21 protein-coding genes are annotated in these 19,330 nt (G+C 41.7%); 17 read left to right on the top strand and 4 right to left on the bottom strand.

Annotated elements, in window-relative coordinates; translation table 11 throughout:
- Nucleotides 1–271 precede the first annotated feature (271 nt).
- Nucleotides 272–1,024 carry a slipin family protein gene (locus tag IQ224_RS12845; protein WP_002745305.1) on the bottom strand — a complete coding sequence of 251 codons (753 nt, stop codon included), beginning with the start codon at nt 1,022–1,024 and terminating at the stop codon, nt 272–274.
- A gap of 232 nt (nt 1,025–1,256) precedes the next feature.
- On the opposite strand from IQ224_RS12845, the gene IQ224_RS12840 reads away from it, so the two are divergent.
- The 13 genes from IQ224_RS12840 to IQ224_RS12780 all read left to right on the top strand — a co-directional run bounded on the left by IQ224_RS12840 (nt 1,257) and on the right by IQ224_RS12780 (nt 11,329).
- A complete protein-coding gene (locus tag IQ224_RS12840; protein WP_002745306.1) occupies nt 1,257–1,742 on the top strand; it encodes an allophycocyanin subunit alpha-B in 486 nt (161 codons plus the stop codon).
- A gap of 208 nt (nt 1,743–1,950) precedes the next feature.
- Complete coding sequence (locus IQ224_RS12835) at nt 1,951–2,463, top strand: hypothetical protein (RefSeq protein WP_002745307.1); 513 nt, start codon at nt 1,951–1,953, stop codon at nt 2,461–2,463.
- A gap of 24 nt (nt 2,464–2,487) precedes the next feature.
- On the top strand, nt 2,488–2,997 hold the full coding sequence (locus tag IQ224_RS12830) for a tetratricopeptide repeat protein (RefSeq protein ID WP_002745308.1): 510 nt from the start codon (nt 2,488–2,490) through the stop codon (nt 2,995–2,997).
- 662 nt (nt 2,998–3,659) lie between these two features.
- The gene (locus IQ224_RS12825) at nt 3,660–5,126 is read left to right on the top strand and encodes a cation:proton antiporter (protein WP_084989795.1); all 1,467 of its coding nucleotides are present in this window, start codon (nt 3,660–3,662) and stop codon (nt 5,124–5,126) included.
- Between the two features lie 143 nt (nt 5,127–5,269).
- Nucleotides 5,270–5,617 carry an NADH-quinone oxidoreductase subunit K gene (locus IQ224_RS12820; RefSeq protein WP_002749736.1) on the top strand — a complete coding sequence of 116 codons (348 nt, stop codon included), beginning with the start codon at nt 5,270–5,272 and terminating at the stop codon, nt 5,615–5,617.
- On the top strand, nt 5,614–7,050 hold the full coding sequence (locus tag IQ224_RS12815; RefSeq protein ID WP_194033032.1) for a cation:proton antiporter: 1,437 nt from the start codon (nt 5,614–5,616) through the stop codon (nt 7,048–7,050). Before IQ224_RS12820 ends, IQ224_RS12815 begins: the two co-directional genes overlap by 4 nt.
- Nucleotides 7,047–7,430, top strand: coding sequence for a Na+/H+ antiporter subunit E (locus IQ224_RS12810; RefSeq protein ID WP_002745310.1), 384 nt, complete (start codon nt 7,047–7,049; stop codon nt 7,428–7,430). Before IQ224_RS12815 ends, IQ224_RS12810 begins: the two co-directional genes overlap by 4 nt.
- Nucleotides 7,427–7,678: a hypothetical protein gene (locus tag IQ224_RS12805; RefSeq protein ID WP_002739224.1), complete on the top strand. Its 252-nt coding sequence runs from the start codon at nt 7,427–7,429 to the stop codon at nt 7,676–7,678. The genes IQ224_RS12810 and IQ224_RS12805 overlap by 4 nt, the downstream gene beginning before the upstream one ends.
- A complete protein-coding gene (locus IQ224_RS12800; protein ID WP_002745311.1) occupies nt 7,675–7,944 on the top strand; it encodes a monovalent cation/H(+) antiporter subunit G in 270 nt (89 codons plus the stop codon). Before IQ224_RS12805 ends, IQ224_RS12800 begins: the two co-directional genes overlap by 4 nt.
- Before the next feature lie 8 nt (nt 7,945–7,952).
- Nucleotides 7,953–8,495 (top strand): DUF4040 domain-containing protein, encoded by a 543-nt coding sequence (locus tag IQ224_RS12795; RefSeq protein WP_002745312.1) that lies wholly within the window; start codon nt 7,953–7,955, stop codon nt 8,493–8,495.
- Nucleotides 8,495–9,157 (top strand): Na(+)/H(+) antiporter subunit B, encoded by a 663-nt coding sequence (locus tag IQ224_RS12790; protein WP_002745314.1) that lies wholly within the window; start codon nt 8,495–8,497, stop codon nt 9,155–9,157. Before IQ224_RS12795 ends, IQ224_RS12790 begins: the two co-directional genes overlap by 1 nt.
- Nucleotides 9,158–9,835: 678 nt before the next feature.
- Entirely contained in the window at nt 9,836–10,633 is a 798-nt protein-coding gene (locus IQ224_RS12785) for a pentapeptide repeat-containing protein (protein WP_002745317.1), read from the top strand.
- Nucleotides 10,634–10,876: 243 nt separating this feature from the next.
- Nucleotides 10,877–11,329 (top strand): hypothetical protein, encoded by a 453-nt coding sequence (locus tag IQ224_RS12780; RefSeq protein WP_004161936.1) that lies wholly within the window; start codon nt 10,877–10,879, stop codon nt 11,327–11,329.
- 17 nt (nt 11,330–11,346) lie between these two features.
- On the opposite strand, the gene IQ224_RS12775 is transcribed toward IQ224_RS12780, so the two are convergent.
- Nucleotides 11,347–11,997: a ParA family protein gene (locus tag IQ224_RS12775; protein ID WP_002745320.1), complete on the bottom strand. Its 651-nt coding sequence runs from the start codon at nt 11,995–11,997 to the stop codon at nt 11,347–11,349.
- Nucleotides 11,998–12,294: 297 nt separating this feature from the next.
- Nucleotides 12,295–13,767 (bottom strand): Asp-tRNA(Asn)/Glu-tRNA(Gln) amidotransferase subunit GatB, encoded by a 1,473-nt coding sequence (gene gatB / locus IQ224_RS12770; protein ID WP_002745324.1) that lies wholly within the window; start codon nt 13,765–13,767, stop codon nt 12,295–12,297.
- A 482-nt stretch (nt 13,768–14,249) separates the two neighbouring features.
- Here gatB and IQ224_RS12765 point away from each other — a divergent pair, with 482 nt between their 5' ends.
- Nucleotides 14,250–15,779 (top strand): pyruvate kinase, encoded by a 1,530-nt coding sequence (locus IQ224_RS12765; RefSeq protein WP_002745325.1) that lies wholly within the window; start codon nt 14,250–14,252, stop codon nt 15,777–15,779.
- Between the two features lie 308 nt (nt 15,780–16,087).
- Here the strand turns inward: IQ224_RS12765 and IQ224_RS12760 are convergent, their stop codons facing one another.
- Nucleotides 16,088–16,282, bottom strand: coding sequence for a hypothetical protein (locus IQ224_RS12760; RefSeq protein ID WP_002738625.1), 195 nt, complete (start codon nt 16,280–16,282; stop codon nt 16,088–16,090).
- Between the two features lie 236 nt (nt 16,283–16,518).
- Between IQ224_RS12760 and IQ224_RS12755 the strand changes: the two genes are divergently transcribed.
- From IQ224_RS12755 to IQ224_RS12745, 3 genes are read left to right on the top strand one after another with little or no spacing between them, the layout of a single operon-like run.
- Nucleotides 16,519–17,094 (top strand): hypothetical protein, encoded by a 576-nt coding sequence (locus IQ224_RS12755; RefSeq protein WP_194033031.1) that lies wholly within the window; start codon nt 16,519–16,521, stop codon nt 17,092–17,094.
- A 1-nt stretch (nt 17,095) separates the two neighbouring features.
- Nucleotides 17,096–18,775 (top strand): glycosyltransferase family 39 protein, encoded by a 1,680-nt coding sequence (locus IQ224_RS12750; protein ID WP_036400204.1) that lies wholly within the window; start codon nt 17,096–17,098, stop codon nt 18,773–18,775.
- Between the two features lie 11 nt (nt 18,776–18,786).
- Nucleotides 18,787–18,996: a hypothetical protein gene (locus IQ224_RS12745; RefSeq protein ID WP_002739214.1), complete on the top strand. Its 210-nt coding sequence runs from the start codon at nt 18,787–18,789 to the stop codon at nt 18,994–18,996.
- Nucleotides 18,997–19,330: the final 334 nt, after the last annotated feature.

Raw genomic sequence — 19,330 nt, 5'->3', positions numbered from 1 at the left:
TGATATCAGCCAGACTTGGAAACTATCTCATCAAATTAGTCCCCCCATAGAACCTCCTTGAGCCATCTTGCACACTTTTCTCTTTTTGTCAAATTTTATGTTAAGAAAGATGTGACTAATGGATAGCCTTATCAAGGGGGGCAGGGGGGATCGAACCTAAAATCCATTATTAATTTAATTATAACCAGCTACTTAACAATTTTAGCTGTGTTAAACCAACCTAACACACCAGAGAAAATTAACCTTTTTGGCTATTGACAACTGAGCCATTTTATGATTTTTTTTCAGTTAATTTTTGAGCGAGATTTAAGATATCGGAGGGAAGCATAATCACGGTACTGGTGTTATTTTCCGCTCCAATTTCCGTTAACATTTGTAGGCGGCGTAATTCCAAAGCGGCGGGATTTTCCATGATTAATCGGGAAGCTTCCGCTAATTTTAGCGAAGCTTCCTGTTCTGCGGCAGCTTTAATCAAACGAGCCCGTTTTTCTCGCAATGCTTCCGCTTCCTTGGCCATAGCTCGCTGCATACCAGTGGGAATTTCCACATCTTTCATCTCCACCCGTTCGATATCGATGCCCCAAGGTTCGCTAATTTCATCGACAATTTGTTGAACCGCTTGATTAATTTTGTCTCGTTTTTGCAAGACATCATCGAGATGATTTTGACCGACGACATTTCTTAAAGTGGTCATGGCCGCTTGATAAACGGCCGCGGGATAGGATTCGACTTTATTAATCGCTTTGCTAGGATCGATAATGCGATAGTAGAGAACCGCATTAACCTTAATTGTGACATTATCGGCGGTGACAGTTTCTTGCGGGGCGATATCGACGGTTTTGGTGCGAATGTCCAGCTGCATTTTTTGGTCAACTAGGGGAATGATCCAGTACAGTCCGGGGCCTTTGGTGTCTTGATAACGACCTAGGCGAAAGATAACACCACGCTGGTATTCTCGATCGATTTTAAAGCCATTTAACCCCAGAATGCCCGCTATCAACAGCAAGGGTGCTAGAAATTCCATATTAATCACCAGTTATCGGGTTCAAGTTAATCGGTGTGCGGTGACATCTCAATTGCCATCTCCTCGCTCCTGACCACTAATACATTCATTCTAGACAGTAACCGGGCTGTCGGGGAAACTCATAACGAAATATTACAATTTTTAGGAATTGCCCACCCAGCAGGGATGACTCGACTTCCAGACCCCGACCTGAGATAAACTACAGAATGTTATCAGAATTTACCTTGATATTATGAGCGTAGTTAGCCAAGTCATCCTCAAAGCCGACGACGAACTTCGTTATCCTAGTAGTGGTGAACTACAGGGTATCGGGCAATTTTTAAAAACTGGCGAGCAGAGAATTCGCATTGCCGAGACTCTCGCTGAAAATGAGAAAAAAATCGTCGATCAGGCTCAAAAACAACTGTTCAAGAAACGTCCCGATTATAGAGCGCCGGGGGGTAATGCCTACGGTCAGCGTCAATATAATCAATGCTTGCGCGATTATGGTTGGTATCTGCGTCTAGTTACCTATGGGGTATTAGCCGGAGATAAGGGTCCGATCGAACAAACCGGCCTGATCGGGGTCAAAGAGATGTATAACTCTCTTAATGTTCCCGTCCCCGGCATGGTGGAGGCGATTCGTTGTCTCAAAGAGGCCGCTTTAGGTCTTTTGACTCAAGAGGATGCTGTGGAAGCAGCCCCCTACTTCGACTTTATCATCCAGTATATGTCCTAAGCGATCGGGACAATCCCAGAGGCCTGAAGTCTGAAAAGGGGCAATTTTCCCCTCTTTCAGGGTTCAGGCTTGACTTTTTTCGGTGGTCAGTAAACAGTGATCAGTGAAAAGACAGTAGTAAACTGGCATTTGATCAGGCTCACTTAATACATACTGCTCACTTAATACTCAAAACTGATAACTGATAACTGATAACTGATAACTGATTATGTTTTGGCGCACTATACTACTTACCTTTCTGATTCCATCAGTCTATGGGCTGTTTGGCTGGTCGATCGCCCAGGAGCGTTTATCATGGAGTGATTGGTTACTTGCCCGCGGTGATGAGATGAATTGGACTCTCACTAGCGAATGGCTAGAAATCATCATCTATATCCTGGCGGTAGGGGTTATCCTCTCAATTGCCCTAGGATTAACTCTGTTTAGTAACTTAATGCCGCTATTTTTCCGCAGTTGGTTTAAAAATGATATTAGCGCTGTATTATCAATTCTTGGCTGGTCCTTGGCGGTAGTCTTTATCTTCCACAAGTGGGCGGTATTTACTCGAGCTTTAATTCTGTTAGCTGCTGCTATCCTCGGTCGTCTAGAACTTCAGGAAGCGGGTTACAATAGGTGGCAAGTTTTCCTGACGATCACCATTCTCTGCTTAGGTAGTTTTAGCTTGGGAATTTGGGCTTATCATCTTTGGGGTCACGAATTTCATCAAGTTACTACTGATTAATCTTATCTCTAATCTTGAAAAAGTATGCCCAAAAAAAATAACGATACCCTCAAACGAGTCTTAATTGTTTCCTCTGGTTTAGTATTTTTGGCTTTAATGGTGGTGCCAACTTTAGGTTTATTTAAAAATAATAATTCTAATTCCCCCCAAGGCAGTCAACCCGGGCAAGAGGCAACTATTGCCCCCGAAAAATTACAAGAAATGGTCAAAGGTTACGAGAAAATTCTTGAACGTGAACCAGATAACCCCACTGCTTTGCAAGGACTGGCGCAAGCTCGCCTACAGTTAAAAGATTTTATCGGAGCTAGAGAACCTTTAGAAAAGTTATATCAAAAATATCCCAACAATCTGGAAGTTATGCTTGTTCTTTATGGAACAAGATTACAAACTCAAGACGTTTCTGGAGCGAAAAGTCTCCTGGAAAAATTAGTCAAAAATTATCCCCAAGAACCGAAGTTTAAAGAAGAATTAACTCGTTTAAATCAAGCGATTGCGGCAGCTTCCAAACAGCAAACCCCAGAACCTAAAAAGTAATAAAAAAAGAATTAATGACTCTCCTAGACTGAGTAGGATCGATTAGTAACAAAACGCCAATTTAGGAGGACTCTTCGCCTAAAGTTATCAAAGTTGTTTAACCGATAAGCCTGACTGCTTGACATAAGTGGGTGAAAGCTAGTAGCAGAGGAACTGGGAGAAAAAAGGGTAGAGAGATATAATTGGTTGAAGTAATCACACTTTCGCGCTCCTTTAAGTTTTGATAAGCTAAGACGCATTTAAAACGCTTATTCTTAGATTAGCCGAACCTTCCCCAATTCCTTTACTGTTGCCTTTTGACTCTTGTCTCTTGCCTCGTCTAAACAAGCAATTTAAATTACGAACAGCTTAATCCATATTTTTGCTAATAAACATAGCAAAAGTATGGATAATTTCTTGACCTAAGATCACATCACATTTTATTCTTTTTTCCACTTCTATCTAAAAATCGAGAAAAAAGCAAGGCCTTCCATTATACCATAAAAAAATCATGCAAGAAGTCTATTATAGAACCAAAACAATCTATTTGCCACCCGAAAAATTCTTGATCAATAGGACTCGATCGAGGATAATTAGAGAAAGTATCTTTGCTGGTGAAATTGAGCAGATTAGTCTAGGAAAACCCTGCCCTAGACAAAGTAAAGATCAGAAAATCCTACACCATGAATACTCTAACGATCGCTTGGATAGTCGTTCCCTTTTTGAGCGGCTTTATTGGCTATTTACTGTCTCGCTGGGCTAAATATCTGTCCTTAATTACTTCTGTTATCTCTCTCGCCTATTCTCTCCTTTTATTTAGCCAATCCTCCCCCATAACCCTCAACCTACTGGATAATTATGGCGTGAAACTGGTAGCCGATCAGTTAAGTGCCTATTTTATCCTCACCAATGCCCTCGTGACGATGGCTGTGATCCTTTATAACTGGGAAAGTAGCAAAACCGCCTTTTTTTACGCCCAAGCTATCATTCTCCACGGCAGCATTAATTCTGTCTTCGTCTGTGAGGATTTTCTTAGCGTTTACGTTGCCTTAGAAGTAATTAGTATTGCCGCTTTTCTGGTGATTGCCTATCCTCGCAGCGATCGCTCTCTCTGGGTTGCCCTGCGTTATCTGTTTATCAGCAATGTGGCGATGTTATTTTACCTTATTGGCGCAGTTTTAGTCTATAAAGCCAATAATTCCTTTGCTTTTGCAGGTTTAAAGGGCGCACCTCCCGAAGCCTTGGCTTTAATCTTCATGGGATTATTAGTCAAAGGGGGAATCTTTGTCTCGGGATTATGGCTACCGATGACACACTCGGAATCGGAAACCTCCGTCTCGGCGCTGATGTCGGGGGTGGTGGTAAAAGCTGGCATTTTTCCCCTCCTGCGCTGTGCTTTAATCCTAGAGGATTTGGATGGACTAATTCGGCTTTTAGGGGTGCTAACGGCGATTTTTGGCGTACCCTATATGATTTTTGAAAAGGATAGCAAGCGGATGTTAGCCTTTAGCACGATCGTGCAGCTGGGTTTTATTTTGGCTGCCCCACCGGTGAGCGGTTTTTATACCCTTACCCACGGTTTAGTTAAATCTTCCCTATTTCTATTAGTGGGAGTTTTACCCAGTCGCAATTTTAAAGAATTACAGCAACAATCGCTCCCTAATTCCCTCTGGATTGCTATTGTTATCGCCAGTTTTTCCATCTCTGGATTCCCCTTATTATCTGGTTTTGGGGCGAAAGCGTTAACGATGAAAAATTTAGTTCCTTGGCAAGAGGTAGCCATCAATTTAGCAGCCGTAGGTACAGCGATCGCCACCGCCAAATTTATCTTTTTACCCCACGCAAAAGTTACCACTGGGAGAAAGTTAACCTTGAGTGGATGGTTAGGAATAATACTATTGTTAACTGCCTTATTTGTAGCCAATGCCGTCTATTTCGATGCCTACAATCTGGGAAATATCAGCAAAGCTTTAGGGATTATTGCTATCGGTTGGGGGTTGTATCTAGGGATATTTAAAAAGCTGTCCTTACAATTATCAACAGCTTGGGAACAATTTGATAATCTCGTCGGTATGATGGCTGTTATGTTAATGCTGTTGTTCCTTTCAATTCTAGCCCAATTAGCTCCCTCATTCCTAGCTTTTAGCTAATACTAACTATAGATCTTCACCAATTTACCAATTATTCAAGGGAGAAGCGGCAAAGCCTGAGAATTTTTTGATCAATTGGGACTCGATCGAGGATAATTAGAAAAAGTATTTTGACTCATAACCAAATCTAATCAAGAAGCCCAGTGACGATCCCCCTGCCAGAGTTGTTTGTATTCGCCACCGTTTTGTGCGGATTTTTAGGAACATTCCTGAAAAAAAACTTAATCATGAAGATTATCGCCATGGATGTCATGAGTACCGGCGTTATCGCCTACTATGTGGTTATTTCTTCCCGTGAAGGTTTATTTACTCCCATCCTCGGTACAGTTAAACAGCAAAATTACGCCGATCCTGTACCCCAAGCAGTGATTTTAACGGCGATCGTCATCGGTTTTTCGATTCAGGCGTTAATGCTGGTGGGAGTGATGAAATTAGCCAAGGATAACCCCACCCTCGACAGCAGCGAGATAGAAAAAAATAACACACCATGAATACTTTAACGATCGCTTGGATAAGTTTACCCTTTTTGATCGGCTTTATCATCTATTTATTGCCGCGATTAGACAAATATCTGGCTCTCGCCGCCACTGTTATCTCTCTCGCCTATTCTCTCCTTTTATTTAGCCAATCCTCCCCCATAACCCTCAACCTACTGGATAATTATGGCGTGAAACTGGTAGCCGATCAGTTAAGTGCCTATTTTATCCTCACCAATGCCCTCGTGACGATGGCTGTGATCCTTTATAACTGGGAAAGTAGCAAAACCGCCTTTTTTTACGCCCAAGCTATCATTCTCCACGGCAGCATTAATTCTGTCTTCGTCTGTGAGGATTTTCTTAGCGTTTACGTTGCCTTAGAAGTAATTAGTATTGCCGCTTTTCTGGTGATTGCCTATCCTCGCAGCGATCGCTCTCTCTGGGTTGCCCTGCGTTATCTGTTTATCAGCAATGTGGCGATGTTATTTTACCTTATTGGCGCAGTTTTAGTCTATAAAGCCAATAATTCCTTTGCTTTTGCAGGTTTAAAGGGCGCACCTCCCGAAGCCTTGGCTTTAATCTTCATGGGATTATTAGTCAAAGGGGGAATCTTTGTCTCGGGATTATGGCTACCGATGACACACTCGGAATCGGAAACCTCCGTCTCGGCGCTGATGTCGGGGGTGGTGGTAAAAGCTGGCATTTTTCCCCTCCTGCGCTGTGCTTTAATCCTAGAGGATTTGGATGGACTAATTAGGCTTTTGGGGGTGCTAACGGCGATTTTTGGCGTATCCTACGCAGTGTTTGAAAAGGATAGCAAGCGGATGTTAGCCTTCCATACTATTTCTCAATTAGGTTTTATTTTAGCCGCGCCGGTAGTCAGTGGTTTTTATACCCTTACCCACGGTTTAGTTAAATCTTGCCTATTTCTGTTAGCGGGAGTTTTGCCCAGTCGCAATTTTAAAGAATTACAGCAACAATCGATCCCTAATTCCCTCTGGATTGCCCTAGTGGTTGCTAGTTTTTCTATCTCTGGATTCCCCTTATTATCCGGTTTTGGGGCAAAAGCGTTAACAATGAAAAATTTAGTCCCCTGGCAAGAAATTATGATCAATCTTGTGGCGGTGGGGACGGCGATTTCCTTTGCTAAATTTATCTTTTTACCCCACGCGGGTGGCGAAAGTAAACAGGAGCTAACTATCGGTTTCTGGATAGCAATAATTCTACTCCTTGCCGCCCTATTTTTATCCAATGCTGTCTATGTTGAAGCTTATAATCTCCCTAATATTATCAAAGCTTTAGCCGTCATCGGTGCCGGGTGGTGGTTATATCTGGGAGTTTTCAAAAAGTTATCCCTAAAATTATCACGGGCATGGGAACAATTTGATAATCTCATTGGGATGATGAGTATAATGTTAGTTTTATTATTTTGGATGGTTTTAGCATGATTGGACATATAATTCTGCGTTTAACTATGTGGTTTTTACTCACCGCTAATTTTACCCCCGCTAATATTATGATCGGGGTGGCTATTGCTTTTCTTTTGCCCCGTAATTTCGCCTCTAGCGAAACTTTAGGCGATTGGTTAAAGGTAATAATTAAAGTTTTTATGGCTATTCCCCAAGCTTATAAAGAAGCGTTTGAGATTATCTTTCGTCCCCACAAGGAAGAAGAAATTATTTTCGAGAGAATGTCGGGTAAACGTTCACCCAGATTAGCTTTTTGGGATATATTTCTCATTACCTTTACCCCGAAAACTATCGTCACCGAATACAAGGAAAATGAGGGTTATGAAGTTCATGTAATTAAACGGAGTACCCAGGGATGAATATTGTTCTCATTGCCATGATTGTCGCCCTATTAATTCCCCTTTATGAAGTGGCAAAAAATGATGACATCTGGCAAAAAATGGCCGCCTTTGCCAGTGCTTCGAGTAAATCATCGATTATTATTCTAGTGGTGTCAGTTCTGCGGGATGATTGGATGATTGGAGTGGTTGCAGTGATTATTCTCAGTGTCGGTAATGCCGGCTTTATGTTATTAGCACAAATTCTTAAACGACTGAACGAATCATGATTGAAATTTTCAGTTATATCTGCATCGCTATCGGAGTTTTTTTCTGGTTTTGGGGAACGGCGCATCTTTTAGACAAGCGCTCGGTATTATATAAATTACACGGCCTATCTGTCGCTGATACTTTGGGTTCCATGGCGATTATTTTCGGGCTACTTTTGAAAGTTCCCCATAATTGGCCTTTATTATTATTGGCAATAATTTCCCTAGCAATTTGGAACACCATGTTAGGCTACGTTTTGGCTTATACTTCTAGCGATCGAGAGTAGAATTAAAGATGAATGAAAGTTATCTCTATGTTATTGTTGCCCTCTTGCCTTTAACTGCGGCGATGGTGATGTTACAATCTAATCCCTACCAAGCTTTAGTAATTCGCGGGGTTTTAGGGGCAATAGCCGCTTTAGTTTATGCTTTATTAGGAGCGGCAGATGTATCTTTAACCGAGGCTTTGATGGGAACCATGTTAGCCGTAACTCTCTACGCGGTGGCGATTCGTTCCTCTTTAGTGATGCGTTTAGGAGTAATTGCTGAGGAACCCGATACGGTTTTAGAACAGTTAAAAACTCAACTACAAACGGTTTTAAGTAAACGTTTTATGCGTTTAGAATTAGTTGCCTACAGTGATAAACAAGCTTTGCAACAGGCACTTATAGATAAGGATATTCATGCCGTCTGTATCCGTCAAGACAATCCAGAAACCATCCCCTACGAAACCACAATTAGATTACCCTATCTCTACGATATTTTTAAAAATGAATTAACGGCAGTCAACACGATTTTAACCTGTATTGAAACACCAAAATTAGAGGAGAAACACTAATGAAATGGATTTATACTCTAGCCGCTATTGCCTTCGCTGTCAAAATGGTAATTATTCCCAATACTGCTTCCTCTGTATCATCCTTAGAAATTGTTAAATCCCTGGTGGACGACGGCGGTGTTCCTAATGCGGTTTCGGTGGTTATTTTTCGTAATCGTCTCTACGATACTATCTATGAAGTGGTTGTTTTTACCATTGCCATTATGGGGGCGAATTTTCTTCTAGCCACCGAAAAACCCGCCAGTAAAATCCATCAATTTACTGACCAACCTTCAATTATTTTAGCCCGTTTAGGGTCAACAATTGCCGCTTTAGTGGGCATTGAATTAGCTATCCGCGGACATTTAAGTCCGGGGGGAGGTTTTGCCGCCGGAGTCGCCGGAGGTACGGCAATTGGCTTAATAGCAATTACCTCGTCTCCCGAATGGATGCAAGCAATTTATCGCCGTTGGCAAGCGGCAACATGGGAGAAAATTTCCGTCTTAGTTTTTATTGTTTTAGCCGCCATTACTCTCTCAGGATTTGAGTTACCCCACGGGGAATTAGGGGCGCTATTTAGTGGGGGTATTTTACCGATACTAAACATTTTAGTCGCCGTTAAAGTAGCTTTAGGTTCTTGGGCAGTAATCCTCGTTTTTATCCGTTATCGCGGTTTATTGTGAGAGGTTAGTATAGTCATTTCAATTAAGATTGAGAATATCAATGTCTGGGTAAGCGCATCTTAACAATCCTTGACAAAATGAACTTTATGTGAGTTGCTTACCCAGAGGACGATTCAAGCATATTTGAGTAGAATTTACCATCTCAATTGTTAAGCAAAAATAGACCAAATGGGTCGATTTCCTAACTATTCTAATCGACTGGTATCACTTGAAAGTCCCACGCGGGTCACAAAATTGGCCAATTGTCAATAGCGTTTGAGACGCTTTCACCCTGCTCGCTTCCCCACTTCTCTCTCCCTAACCCCCAACAGCACAAATTAATTTTTGTATCAAAAACTTGCTAATTTTGCTGTTATGTGCTATACAGTTACGCATCAAAACAGGATAGAAAAACGAGATTTTCTTAATTACCAGACATTTTCTCAAATTTTATGGCAACTCTCCCAGAGTCAAATTATCCTGAAAGAAATCCTCTCCTAGAAAATCCGACCAGCAATTCTCATTTTGAAACGATTTTGCGTTGTTTCAGCGATCTAGAGATTCGTTAAGAATTATTAACCCCTCTAGGTGCAAGGGTTTTAATGTCATGAAACCTTAAAATGAGAATTGCTGAAATCCGACAAGACTCAGAGAAATTGTAGCCATTAATGCTTTTATCCTTGTATTAGGACTTCGATAATGAAAGAATTGGAGCGATACTATAAAGTTTTAGGGTTAGATCACGGGGCATCTCTCGACGAGATCAATCAAGCCTACAAAGATTTGGTGTTTATTTGGCATCCCGATCGCATTCCCAAAGATAATCAGCGTCTTTTGGAAAAAGCCACCGCTAAACTGCAAGAAATTAACCAAGCTAGGGAACAATTGCGGCAAATTCATCAAAATTCTCCTAAACGCTCCAATTCCGCCCCTAAAACTGAAACACAGCCCGCCCACGCCTATAAAACTGCTTCTCCCTATCAGCCTCACCCTAGCCAACCCAGCCAAAATTCCCAAACCCACAGTCATAAAACCCACAGTCAACAAACCCACAGTCAACACAGCCACAGTCAACACAGCCACTCCCAGAATAACCATCAGGTTCACAATCATGGCGCCTGGCGCCCTCACTATCGGGATTTAAACGGAGCCGATTTACAGGGAGCTAACCTGAAAGAAAAAGATCTCTCTAGTCGCAGTCTCATCGGGGCTGATTTAAGCCATGCCGACTTAAGCGATAGTTTCCTGCACAAAATTAACCTAGAAAAAGCTAATCTGTACAAAGCTAATCTTTTTCGCGCCAATCTCCTCGAAGCTAACCTTAAGGGCGCAAATTTACAGGAAGCCAATCTCATCGGGGCGGATTTAAGCGGGGCGGATCTGTCGGCGGCGGATTTACGCGGGGCAAAAATTGGCTTTGGTAAGCGTATTATGGTGAAATTAACCGGGGCAATTTTAACAGGAACAATTCTCCCCGATGGTTCGATTCATCAATGAATAACCTCCTGCTAATTTTGATTTTTCTGGTTCTTCGGTTTGTCTTATGCAATAGACGGGAGTTATAAGGGATGGAACCCTTATAGAGAAAGACATTGGGCGATTTTTGTCAATTGTTTTTTATCTAAAGCGAACTAATCAATTAAATCCCTTACCAGATAAAGATTTTGTTGATTTATGCCCCCCTATCGAACCATAACAAGTAACGAAGAGCCATTTTTCTTTAATAGGAACTATCACCTGATGGGCATTTATTACACAATCGCTGCTGTTTTTCTAGGGATGCAATTAGCTGCAGGAGAAAATTTATCGGCGGCAAACCCTGATTTTCTCCAGCTGCAGAAAGCTTTAGAAAAACACAATTTCATCGTCAAAATTGCCCCGCCACCAGCACGAGGAGCCTACGGTTTATTTGATAGTAAAACTAGAATTATTTGGATTCATCCCCTAGTTTTTGACTTAGGTATTGCCCGACCAACATTAATTCATGAAGCTGTCCATGCCGCTCAACTTTGTCATGGAGGCAAAACAGTTAAAGCTCTTAATTTAGCCATAGAACCACCAGCAATGACCAGAAGATTTTTTATGAATTATCAGGGTTTTAGCAGACAAATCGAAGCCGAAGCCTATACTATTCAAGTTCAGCCCGATGGTCTAGATTTAGTCATTTCTTTACTACAAAAATATTGTCCTTAGAAAACCTGTCCATAAATCTACCAATCCCGTTCTAATTCTTCGGCCACACGACGATAATCGGCGCTGGCTTCTTGGGCATTTTTACCACGCCAATTGGTAATAGCAACCCCGTCTAAAACGGCTTTTTCGTGGGCCTTATAATTTCTGACAAAAGCATGACAAGCGGGAATACCTAATTCTAATAGAGTATTTTGTGCTTCCAAAGTTTCCTTAAGACTACGGGAATCCACTTTTGTTAATAAAACCCGATAGGCAATTCCTAGGGGTTTAACTGCCGTGCGTACCGTGTCAATTAAAGCCATTAAATCCATCGGTGCGGGAGGAGTCGGTAAAATTAAATAATCTGATTCTGCTATTACTGCCGTAAGTAATTCGGAACGCAAAGCTGGTGGTGTGTCAATCACGATCAGATCATACTCGATAATTTGACGCAATTCTCCTAATTTCTCTGTATTAATTTGTTTGGCTAAATCAAATACCATACCCGCTTGATTTCTTTCTACCCACCAAGTGGAGGAACCCTGGGGATCCGCATCCACCAGCAAAACACGCTGATTCTGTCCCCAAATTGCCGCTAAATTAACCGCAGTGGTGGTTTTACCCACACCACCTTTACCATTGACAACAGCGAGAATTTTTGGGCTATTAGGCTTTAATTGCGAGGTCATTTTCAGTTATCAGTTATCAGTTATCAGTTAAGTAAGTAGGCGTTAAAAGTTATCAGATGCCCCTCTTATTAAGGGGGGATCCCCCCGCCTACCGGCACCCCCCTTATCAAGGGGGGCAGGGGGGATCGAACCTAAAATCTATCTTCAATTTAATTATAACCAGCTACTTACCAGTTATCAGTTATCAGATTTGAGTTTTAAGTTCACTGATTACTGTTTACTGATTACTGATTACTGATCACTGAAAAAAAGCTCCCCACTGATTACTGTTTACTGATTACTGATCACTGAATATAACTAACCAGAAAGTTTTTGATCTAAGATTTGGCTAGTTAATTTAGGATCGGCCTTACCGCCGCTTTTTTTCATGACTTGACCGACAAAAAATCCCTTAAGATTGGTTTTACCCGCCCGGAATTTTTCTAACTCGCTTGGATGGGAGGCGATAATTTCCTCGATCAGTTTTTCGATGGCAGAACTGTCAGAAATTTGTATTAATCCTTTCTTTTCCACCAGCGCTTTGGGTGAACCGCCTTCGGTGAGAAGTTCCGGTAAAATTTCCTTAGCAATTTTGCCACTAATTGTTCCCGTTTCAATCAGTTTAACTAATTCAGCTAAGTCTGACGCTTGCAGGGCAATTTCCGTGATCATCAGCTTATTATTATTCAAATAAGCGGCGATATCTTGACTGATCCAGTTAGCGACTAATTTCGCATTTGCCCCGGCAATTACCGCAGTTTCAAAATATTCAGCCACGGTGCGATCATCGGTTAAAACCCTGGCATCGTAGGGGGAAAGACCAAATTCTTCCTCATAACGACGACGTTTACGAGCGGGTAATTCCGGTAATTCTTCCGCCCAAGCTTTTAACTGTTCGGGGGAAACTTCTAGGGGGGGTAAATCCGGTTCGGGAAAATAGCGATAATCGCTAGAACCTTCTTTTTTCCGCATACTAATCGTCCGTTGAGTAGCTTCTTCCCAAAGACGGGTTTCCTGTACGATTGGTTCGCCATTTTCGATCGCTTCAATTTGTCGATCAATCTCGTATTCTATGGCTTTTTGGATAGCACTAAAGGAGTTCATATTTTTGATTTCTACCTTAGTCCCGAACTTTTTAGCGCCTTTTTTGCGAACGGAAATATTGACATCGCAGCGCAGGGAACCTTCCTGCATATTACCGTCACTGATGCCGAGATAACGCACTAAACGCCGTAATTCTTGGGCATATTCCGCCGCTTCGGCCCCGGTGCGTAAATCCGGTTCCGAGACGATCTCCAATAATGGTACACCTGTACGATTAAAATCCACGAGGGAATGGGTGGAACCGGAGAGACGTTCGCTGCCAGCATGAACCAGTTTTCCCGCATCTTCTTCCATGTGCAGACGGGTAATGCCGATAATTTTGCGGCTAACTTCCTTAGTTTTTTTATCGACGATCTCGATTTCTAGTTGACCCTGTTCGACAATAGGGAGATCATACTGGGAAATTTGATAATTTTTCGGCAGGTCGGGATAAAAATACTGTTTGCGATCGAATTTGCTATGAGGTGTAATTTTACCATCGATAGCTAATCCCAGTTTAACGGCACTGGCTAGGACTTCTTGGTTAAGGACGGGTAATACCCCCGGATAACCCAAACAGACGGGACAGACGTTAGTATTGGGGGGACTATCGAAGTTGGTGGGACAGGAACAAAATATCTTGCTTTTGGTGTTGAGTTGACAGTGGGTTTCTAAACCGATAATTGCTTCGTATTCAGTGGCAGACATATTTTATCGCTCTCGCCGACACAGGAATGATCTGTTTAATCATTATAGTCGCGATTCTGGAGCATTCCCTCCCTTCATAAAACTTAATACTGTAGTTACTAATCACTTTATACAGCCTGAATATAGCTCAAAAAAGATAATTGATTCAACCAATGTCCGCCATTATTTTAATAATATCAAAGGTATAAGACAGGGAAGCTTATCGATAGTTTTTCACCGATAAACCTAGCTTTTCTAGTAGCGACCACCGACCAGCGACTCCCGAAAACCAAAACTTCCCACCTCACCATGAAGATAACCGCCATAAATCGTAGCAAAAATTAACTTCTAGAGGCGGGATATTCGCTTAGTATAGAAACAGAGAGATTATACCTGAGAACTGACCCCATAACCGCCCAAGAGCAATATAAGCGGCGAAAGTGATCATTTTCTAGGCGAGTATTGCCTTCGTAATTGACGATTTTTAATTTTTACTTGATTTTATGTCTTTAACTCTCTCAGAACAACTCAAACGAGAACAATTATCCTATCCCCAAACTCTCCTCCATCATCTGCAAAGGTTACGGCATTTTGTGACAGTAGAAGGAGAGGAGAAATTGCAGCAGTGGAAAAACCTGATTGAAAAGGATAATTTTCAACCTAGCACCCGTAATTTAGCCTATTATCTCGCCCTGAGACAAGAAGATATCCGGGATTTACAATTAGCTTTAATGCCCTGGGGATTATCTTCCCTAGGCCGGATTGAATCGAAAGTTTTACCGACCCTCGATGCAGTAATTGCCACTTTAGGGGCGGTTTGTCATCAAGAAGCCTCATTGTTACCCAAACATCCCCCTTTAGAGGCATTTTTCCAAGGAGATCAACTTTTAGCCTCCCATAGTGCCGAAGTTTTCGGTCTGCCTTCCCCCCGGCGTCGGGTGCGAATTATGGTGACAATGCCGACGGAAGCGGCAACCGACCCCGATTTTATCGCTCAATTACTGCGTTGCGGGATGGACTGTATTCGCATTAATTGCGCCCATGATGGACCCAAAGAGTGGCGGGGAATGATCGAAAATCTGCGCGAGGCGGTCAAAAATCCCGAAAATTTAGTCAATGGACATACCTGTAAGGTTTATATGGACTTAGCCGGCCCAAAAATCCGTTTAGAACAGATTTTAGCCCCCCAGTCCCAAACCAGACTATATCAAGGGGATTTTCTCCTCTTAACCAACCAACCGCCCCATACTGCCCATCCTCAGTATTTTCAGGCTAATTGTTCCCAACCGGAAATTATTCCCCAAATTCCCGTCGGGGCGAAAGTTTGGATTGATGATGGTCATATTGGGGCTGAAGTTATTGCCATAATGCCGGAAGGTCTTTTACTAAAAATTACCCACGCCAGGGAGAAAGGGGAAAAACTCAAAGCAGATAAAGGCCTAAATTTCCCCGATACCGTCTTAAATATCGATCCTTTGACCGCAAAAGACCGGCAAGATTTAGATTTTATTGCCGAAAATGCCGATATTATCGGTTACTCTTTTGTACAAAAAGCCAGCGATATCGAGACACTACAGCTAGAGTTACAAAGTCGTTTGGGGGATGCTTGGCGACAAAAAGCAATTGTGGCCAAAATAGAAACACCTTTAGCCGTGAAAAATCTACCGGAATTAATCATCCATGCCGCCGGTAAACAACCTTTTGGGGTGATGATTGCCCGGGGTGATTTGGCTGTAGAAATTGGCTATCAAAGATTAGCAGAAATTCAAGAGGAAATTCTATGGTTATGCGAAGCGGCCCATATTCCAGTAATTTGGGCTACCCAAGTCCTAGAAAATCTGGTCAAGAAAAGTATTCCCTCCCGCGCCGAGATTACCGATGCCGCTATGGCCGAAAGGGCCGAATGTGTCATGCTGAATAAGGGGGAATATATCCGCGAAGCGGTGACAATTCTCGATGATGTTTTACAAAGAATGCAGACCCACCAAGCTAAAAAAACGCCCCAATTACGCGCTCTCCATTCTTGGGTTTAGGCAGTTTCAGTTATCAGTTATCAGTTATCAGTTATCAGTTATCAGTTATCAGTTATCAGTTATCAGTTCACTGTTTACTGTTTACTGTTTACTGACCACTGAAAAAACTACCCAATCCCCCACACCTTGGCTCTTCTAGGTTCTGTGTGATAAGTTTAACTTACATAGGATCGATCGATCTTTGTGTCCTTTGTGTCTTTGTGGTTCGCTCCACTCCCTCGCTAGGAGTAATGTATCTTAGAATACATTTTACCCACCAAACCTGGGAGAGCCACACCTTTTCAACAGGATTGAGAATCAGAGGCAAATTAACGCATATTATTGACCGCACCGCTAACCAAACCAGCGCTAACATAGCGACCATAACCATCAAGACGGTTTTGTTGAGCGATTCGGGAGGGATTATTGACGAGATCGGCAACTCCCACACCCATCATCACCACGGAGATAACTGCGATTAAGTAGTTACGGACAAAAGTTGGATTTTGGTGGCTGACTAACATGGTTGTTACCTCTCTTTCCTGTCGATAACCTTAGAATACGAGAGGGTTTGGGGTGATGTCAGTCCCATAATTCCGGGTGACAGAAGTGGAAAAAAGTGGAATCCACAGACAAGCTATGATTTTTTGTCGATTAGAATGGGTAAATAGGGAATCGGGAACAGGAAAAGGGCAGTATTCGTCGTCAATCTGGTTAAATAATCGATAAATTACCTAAAAACTCAGATATTCTCCAGAATATGACCTTAAAACCCGCGATTATGACCATAAAATTTTTCTGGCCTTTAGTTTTAGGATTATCTATTGTTATTATTGACAATGGGCAATATTTGAGAGCAGAAACGGTAACTTTGAGCGCCAGTCAACGGCAACAACTGCGATCGCTAGATGCTAAGATTATTTTACCTAACTATATCCCCCCCGGATTTCGGGCCAGCGAGATTAAAATCCTCGCAGAAGAGAGGAAAGGATACGCAGTCCTCTTTGAAAATGCCGAGAATAGCTGTTTTTTGGTGGAAGGAATCGAAAACGCCAGGGGCGATGATGGTTTAGAATTAGAGGGAACCCTAGCGCTCAATTCCCCACTATTTGGAGAAGGATACTGGCTTAATTATGGTACACCCAAAGACTCGGAATTAAGGCAACAATTCCCCGAACCCGATTTATATTCCGATTGGATGAAAATGGGAGAATATTTTTATCGTCTCAGTGGGGCATTAATTGCCCGGGAGGAGTATGATTATCCTAATTGCCGTCAGGATATTTCCCCATCGGAAGCGGTTAAAATAATCGAATCTTTTGGAGATAACAATTAAATTGAATTTATCTACAGTCATTTCTGATCTACAACAAAAAGGCAAGGAGCGGTTAGCTTGGTCTGATTTTTTTTGGTTAGGATTAGTAATAATTTTGGGACTGGTTATTAGGTTAACACAATTAACGAGCAAACCTCCCTGGACGGATGAATTTGCCACTATGGTTTTTAGTATTGGCAATAATTACCAGATAGTGCCGTTAAATCAAATAATTTCCCTAGACACCTTATTAGCACCTCTCCAGAGCAACCATCAGGCAACTATTGCCGATGTAATTAAATTAGTTATTCAGGAGGACAATCATCCACCTTTATATTTTATTTTCGCCTATCTCTGGAATAAATTATTCTTTGCTCGGGGAGAATATGTATCCTTAGAAGGAATGCGATCGCTGGCAGTGTTTTGGGGAGTTATTTCGATTCCTCTAATTTATTTTATCAGTAAATTGGTCTTTAAATCTGGCTCGATCGCTTTTCTGTCGGCGATTTTAATGGCGGTTTCTCCCTACGCGGTTTTTATCTCCCAAGAAGCGCGTCATTATACTTTAGCGGTTGTATTTGTCCTCATATCTTTAGGCTGTTTTCTGAGGGCAATCAGCAAAATTATCGACCATAAGAGAATATCCCATACTTTGGTTTTTTTCTGGTTAATTGTCAACTGTCTAGGGTTATTAGTCCACTATTTTTTTAGTTTAACTATCCTCGCAGAAGCGATAACTTTATTATTGATTTTATTCAAGCAAATCAAACAAAAAAACTTTTGGATAACTAATTGGTGGCGTTTAAGTTTAGTTTTTTTAGGTAACTTGAGCTTTATTATTATTTGGTTTATCAGCTTTGTACCCAAAGATTATGGCAATCAGATGACTGGTTGGATTCAGAGAGACAATGATAGTTTTTTAGCCGTAATTAGCCCCCTTTTTCAGTTACTGGGAACATTAATAACTATGCTTTCCCTGCTCCCCGTTGAATCAGAATATTTAATAATTATCTTGATTTCTGGGGCAATAATGATCGGTTTTTTTCTCTGGATTATCCCACAATTAAAAACAGCGTGGCTAGACTCCTATAAACCAGAATTAGGCATTCTATCGGCATTTTTTCTCAGTTCAATTGCTATTTTCTTTGTCATCACTTATCTGCTTTTGATCGATATTACCCGGGGAGCTAGATATAGTTTTGTTTACTTTCCCTCGGTAATTTTAATTCTAGCAATTTTATTAGATAATTGTTGGCAAAGGAAGCAGAAAAGAATAGTAATTATTGTCATTATCATGGCTTTAGTTAGTTCCCTAAGTGTGACTTTTAATTTAGGCTATCGTAAGTATTATCGCCCGGATAAATTAGTTACCACTATCGAAAATAATAGCCGTTATCCGTTAGTAATTGCCACTAGCTATAGGAGTTTGGTGCAGGTGGGAGAAATGATGGGAATTGCTTGGGAATTTAACCAAAGATTTCCCGATAAAAACCCTAAGTTTATCTTAGTTAACCCAGAAGAAAAGCCAAATTTTAATCGGTCATCTTCTCCCCCTTTTGAATTATGGTTAATCAATTTCCATTCTTCAATAGATCGAGCGGACTGTCAACCTTCAGAGTTATCCTCCAATTATGTAACAGGTTATCAATATCAAAAGTTTCTCTGTGGGCGATCGATGGATTATAATAATAAAGTTAAGTAGGGCTATTAACTATGATTATTTGGGTAAATGAACAGATTGATCCCTGTGGTTTAGTACAAGCTTGTATTGCCTGTCAAGACGAACAAGCGGCAAAAGATTGTCATCAAAGTTGGTTAACCAGTCTTACGGACGAACAAAAACAAGCGGGGTGGGTGGCAGTTTTAAGAACCGTAGAATCTTGGGATGATGTACCAGTAAATGCTCTGAAGTTAAGTTATTAACTAGGGTTTGCGGCAAAAAGTTTTGCGTGGGTGTGGGGTGTTTTTAAAGTTGAATGGGGAGTTAATCCCACTATTAACAACGTCAATCGATGACAAAATTTTGGCTGCCAGAGCTTTGAGAGCAAAAACAGGCGAAAAGACAGAAGAGAAAGGAGATATCTGGCTAAAATAACTTCAGTTCGGGTTAAGCAGATTGGGTGCATCTCACATTTGCAGAAATACCGATAATCAGCAATTATCAGTGACTCTTAGATGATGACAAATGTATCAGCAGCTGCCTGTAAGCATCCCACCGAAAAGCTAATGCGCGGGGGGTTTGGGGGCGGCGCCACGC

The sequence above is a fragment of the Microcystis sp. LEGE 00066 genome (genome assembly GCF_015207925.1).
In the GTDB taxonomy this organism is placed as follows: Bacteria; Cyanobacteriota; Cyanobacteriia; order Cyanobacteriales; family Microcystaceae; genus Microcystis; species Microcystis ichthyoblabe_A.
The sequence above is the reverse complement of the archived record's forward strand: the minus strand, read 5'-3'. Positions and strand labels throughout refer to the sequence as shown.